We start from the raw sequence: 4542 nt of genomic DNA on the forward strand, positions 1-4542 counted from the left end.
TGTAAGCGACAGCCGAAGCCGCCTTTCAACGCGCCTCCAGGAGGAGGCACGGGTTATCCGGTATTAGCCCCGGTTTCCCGGAGTTATCCCGATCTTACAGGCAGGTTGCCCACGTGTTACTCACCCGTTCGCCACTCATCCGCGCTCTGCAAGCAGAGCGCTTCAGCGTACGACTTGCATGTATTAGGCATGCCGCCAGCGTTCGTCCTGAGCCAGGATCAAACTCTCGTAAAAGTTTGTAGCTCAATTTCGTTGCATTTGTTGCAGATTTATCATCTGCGGGTGTTGCCTTGACTATGTCAAGACTCCCTGCACATTTGGTCGTTTTGCTTTGTTCAGTTTTCAAAGGTCAATTACTTGACACAACTTTTATATCATAACATGTTTCTTTTTCGCTTGTCAAGAACTTTTTCAAAAGAATTTCTTTTCGTTAGAATCGATTTTCTTTATCGCTTGTCCCTTGCAGCTTTTATATATTAACATTGTGTTAACTTTTTGTCAACCGGAAACTTTTTGTTCATATTTCATGTTTTCGGCAACAGAAATTACTATACTAGCTGTTCAATGTTTCGTCAATCCTTTTTCTAAATATTTTTCAAAAAAGTTCAATAAAAGCAAAAACCGCCTGTTGGTCATCTCCTTCAAAGGGTGATCCGACAGGCAGTGTTTCCTTATTCTTCTATCTTTGGTTCCATAAAGGAGAAGTCCGCATCTTCTTTCTTTGTAATCAACAACAATCCATCGCCTAATGGCAAAATCGACGATTGGAGACTCGGGTGGGTCAACACCACATCCAAAAATTCGTTCAACTTGCGGTGAATTTTTCTGCGGCGACGAGGAATTTCCTCATCCGGCTGCAGAATGGTTCCTCCTTGAAGGATGTCGTCTACCGCGAGTACCCCGTTTGTTTTAAGAAGCTTCATGCAATACGGGAAGAAATCGTAGTATTTTGCTTTGGCGCTGTCCATAAAAATAAAATCAAACGGCCCGTCCAATTCCTGTAACACATCTTGGGCTTGCCCTTCTTTCAAGGCGATTTTATCTTCCAATCCTAATTCCGTGAAGGTCTTTTTCGCCTTTTCAATCATTACAGGATTTCGTTCAATCGTCGTGAGATGACCCTCTTCCGGCATGCGTTGCGCCATCAAACTGGCAGAAAAACCAATTGCAGTCCCGACTTCCAATACACGTTTGGGTTGCAGGTGCGGGAACAGCCAGTCTAAAAACACGACCGTTTCATGGGGAATAACCGGCACCCTTTTTTCGTTAGCCTCCCGCTGGATTTCTCCTAGTTTTCCTGGAAGAGGCTTTTGAGCGGTGCGCAAGTATTCTCTTACATCATTATTGATGACCGGGCGGTCCATCATTTCATTACGTTTCATCTTCTTATTACCGTCCTTCGATAAATCATTTTACCTTATTGTACTCTGGAACCTTCTTTTAGTACAAGATTTCATTTGTTCTTTTTTCATCCGTACGAAAACTTTTTAAATAAATTTATGTAAAATACCTGTCTTCACTTCTGAAATGTGATATCATCTAATAGATATATTATGTTGACATTAAAACAAAAGGAGAATTTTATAATGTTAATCAGAACTTTGGCGATTCCGAGACGGAACGTTGTCACCATTCCGGAAACAGCCACCTTGCAGGACGCCATCAACACATTGGAAGAAACCGGATTCCGCTGTGTGCCTGTCCTAGATGAAACGGGAAAAATTTTCCGTGGAAACATCTATAAAATGCACATTTACCGTCACAAAGCAAACGGAGGAACATTGGATCTTCCTGTCACCCATTTATTGAAGAACGCCACGAAATATATCCATATCGATGACTCGTTTTTCAAAATTTTCTTCATGATCAAAGACTTGCCTTACATCACTGTCTTGGACCAAGACAATCATTTTTATGGCATCTTGACACACAGCCAATTGCTGTCCATGTTGGAACAGTCTTGGAAAATCGATACAGGAAGTTATGTACTTACCGTCGCATCCGGCGGAAGCCGCGGTGATTTGGCGAATATCACTCGTATCATCAGCCGCTATTGCGCCATCGTCAGCTGCATCACCCTGGATGTGGAGCGGGAAAACAACTTACGCCGTATCATTATCACCCTTGAGCCGGGAGTCAGCCGGGATACCGTGAATGAAATCACCGCTCAATTGGAACGCAAAGATTTTGGTGTCCTTGGCATCGAAGATTTGCGCAACTGATTATTTTCTATACAAAAAGCTGGCCCCGCTTCGGGACCAGCTTTTTTGATTTGTTTTTCTTTTTCAAGTCATTAGGCGTTCATCAAGCGGTTGAATCCCATTTTCTCATTTAAGTATTTCATGATCGGCATGCCGATGGACATGACAACCACTTCACCTAAAGCGACGGTGAAGTACGTGAACCAGAACGGAAATTCAAATGCCAAGTATAGTTCCCATGCGATGATGAAAGAAAAGAATGCGAACGAGAGTGTGTTGACTCCCATGCGTATCCATTGATTGTCGGTTTTTCTCGTCACTACCCGCATTGCCACCAAAGCAATCAACGAATGCGCTACACCGAACACGATGTCATAAAGGACTATCGGCGAGAAAAAGAGATTGGATAAGAAAACGCCGGCAAGGATACCGACAATATACTTCCGGTTAAACACCACTGTGTGATTCAATATTTCTGCAATCCGAAACTGCACTCCGCCAAAAGAAAGCGGCGCACTGACTGCCGTCAACGCTACATATAACGCAGCAATGATTGCATTGAACACCCATTGTCGTAATTTCATTTTATGATTCCTCCTAGTTTTTTTACGTGGGATGGTTACGAACCACGATTTTAATCAACTATGTCACTATAGCACGCGGGCATTAACAAAAGCAAGCTCTCTTGAAGGCAACAAAAATGCTTCAGTGAAGGTGATTCTTCACTGAAGCGTTTTTTAAGTAATGTTCAATTTTTGTATGAAGCGGGCAGGCCGACACTGATGGCCAAGGCTCCATCCACTGATTTCATGACGTCGTATCCTAAATGAGTGACCTTGTTTCTAAGGCGCTGTTTGTCAATGGTCCTGATCTGTTCGAGCAAAATGACTGAGTCTTTTTCCAAGCCATGTTCAGAAGCAGACACATCAACATGCGTAGGCATTTTTCCCTTTTGTATTTTCGTCGTGATCGCCGCCACGATAACGGTCGGACTGTAACGGTTCCCGATATTGTTTTGTATAATCAAAACTGGCCTGAGTCCGCCTTGTTCCGATCCGATGACCGGTGACAAATCTGCATAATAAACGTCTCCCCGTTTCACCATAGGTAAGTTCCTCCCTGAGGGCACCTTGGGGTTTAGATGAGAGAAGCGACCTCTGCTTCAACTTCGTCGAACTCCGAACAGATCTCCAAGTTGATGCGGGCCATCTCTATATATCCTTTCCGCATGGTATCCAGCATATGTTTGCCGTCTTTCAAAAAGTACTGTAGCAATTCAGCCATTAGTTCGTTCTTACTGGTTCCAGTTTCTATGCAGAACTGTTCTATTTCTTTATAGATCCCCGGTTCCACTTCGATTCGTAATGTCTTATTTTGGTTACTGCTCATTATGCCTGCCTCCAAAAAGTAATACTTCCACGCCAAAACCTCATCTCGTTTCAAGTGTATCATGGAATGAGACACTTTTGAATAGCAGAATTATGACTTTTTGGTGGCACTCGTATAAGCAAACCTATCTAAAGTAACCGCTTTCTCGTTCTAATACAACTTGCGCTGCTGCTATTTCAGCCGTATGCGTAATCGTAATCCATGCATGTCCTTTAAAAGGAGATTTTGTTACAGTGGGTCTTCCTTTCGGATCAGGAAGCACCTCAATATCGTGAAACCCCACTTTTCCAATCCCAGTTCCCAATGCTTTGCTGAATGCTTCTTTTGCCGCATAACGGCCGGCCAAAAATTCAACTTTGCGGAATCCGGTCATCCGGTCGTACAACTCCATTTCGGATGGAGTGAGGACGCGTTCAGGGAAAGTTTCTCTTTTCAGGCATGCTTGTTCAATACGGCCGATTTCTGTTAAATCTAATCCGATGCCGACAATCAATTTGTTGTTTCCTCCATAAATTCACCATATATGTATGCTGCAAGACTGAATGGCTCCAGCCGTCTTTTGAAAGACTTGTATATATCCTATCAAATTAATGTTCAAAAGTCATACAAAAGCATTCACAAGTATGTGTCAATACTTTGGCGGAAACTTTTCTCTAGAGATGGTAACTCTTCAATTTTAATATTAAAATGGCTCATTCTGTGTGTTTCATTACCCAAACATTTTCTTCAGTTGTCCCATTGGACTTGATGTGGAACTATAATTAGCTATTTCACCTATTTTAACCCCTATAGAAGGACGATGAATCTTTTTCAAAACAGCTCTAACAGCCCCTTTAAATTCAGGGACAATGGTTTGTTCAAATGCAGATAGTTCCGCTCTCAAAGCTTCTAAAAGCGTTCCGTTTTTACGAGCTGAAATAATGGAAGCTAAGTTTCCAGCCCCTTTGGCTGA

Annotated in this window: 6 protein-coding genes, 1 rRNA gene, 1 pseudogene and 1 riboswitch; of the genes and pseudogenes, 1 reads left to right on the forward strand and 7 read right to left on the reverse strand. The window is 42.7% G+C overall.

Annotated features, from left to right (window positions below; translation table 11 throughout):
• Positions 1-234, reverse strand: a 16S ribosomal RNA gene (locus G470_RS0111305); the annotation flags it as partial.
• A gap of 437 nt (positions 235-671) precedes the next feature.
• Positions 672-1382: an O-methyltransferase gene (locus G470_RS0111310; protein WP_028274887.1), complete on the reverse strand. Its 711-nt coding sequence runs from the start codon at positions 1380-1382 to the stop codon at positions 672-674.
• 204 nt (positions 1383-1586) lie between these two features.
• Between G470_RS0111310 and cbpA the strand changes: the two genes are divergently transcribed.
• Positions 1587-2222, forward strand: a complete 636-nt coding sequence (cbpA, locus tag G470_RS0111315) for a cyclic di-AMP binding protein CbpA (protein ID WP_028274888.1) — start codon at positions 1587-1589, stop codon at positions 2220-2222.
• Positions 2223-2293: 71 nt separating this feature from the next.
• On the opposite strand, the gene G470_RS0111320 is transcribed toward cbpA, so the two are convergent.
• The 5 genes and pseudogenes from G470_RS0111320 to G470_RS14595 form a co-directional block, all read right to left on the reverse strand.
• Entirely contained in the window at positions 2294-2785 is a 492-nt protein-coding gene (locus G470_RS0111320) for a QueT transporter family protein (RefSeq protein WP_028274889.1), read from the reverse strand.
• A gap of 7 nt (positions 2786-2792) precedes the next feature.
• Positions 2793-2837, reverse strand: a riboswitch (PreQ1 riboswitch).
• 112 nt (positions 2838-2949) lie between these two features.
• Positions 2950-3306 (reverse strand): type II toxin-antitoxin system PemK/MazF family toxin, encoded by a 357-nt coding sequence (locus tag G470_RS0111325; RefSeq protein WP_028274890.1) that lies wholly within the window; start codon positions 3304-3306, stop codon positions 2950-2952.
• 32 nt (positions 3307-3338) lie between these two features.
• A complete protein-coding gene (locus G470_RS0111330) occupies positions 3339-3590 on the reverse strand; it encodes a hypothetical protein (RefSeq protein WP_028274891.1) in 252 nt (83 codons plus the stop codon).
• Positions 3591-3714: 124 nt separating this feature from the next.
• On the reverse strand, positions 3715-4083 hold the full coding sequence (acpS, locus tag G470_RS0111335; RefSeq protein WP_028274892.1) for a holo-ACP synthase: 369 nt from the start codon (positions 4081-4083) through the stop codon (positions 3715-3717).
• Between the two features lie 216 nt (positions 4084-4299).
• Positions 4300-4542 (reverse strand): annotated as a pseudogene (locus G470_RS14595) (hypothetical protein); the annotation flags it as partial.

It is taken from the genome of Atopococcus tabaci DSM 17538, assembly GCF_000429585.1.
GTDB classification, from domain to species: domain Bacteria; phylum Bacillota; class Bacilli; order Lactobacillales; family Carnobacteriaceae_A; genus Atopococcus; species Atopococcus tabaci.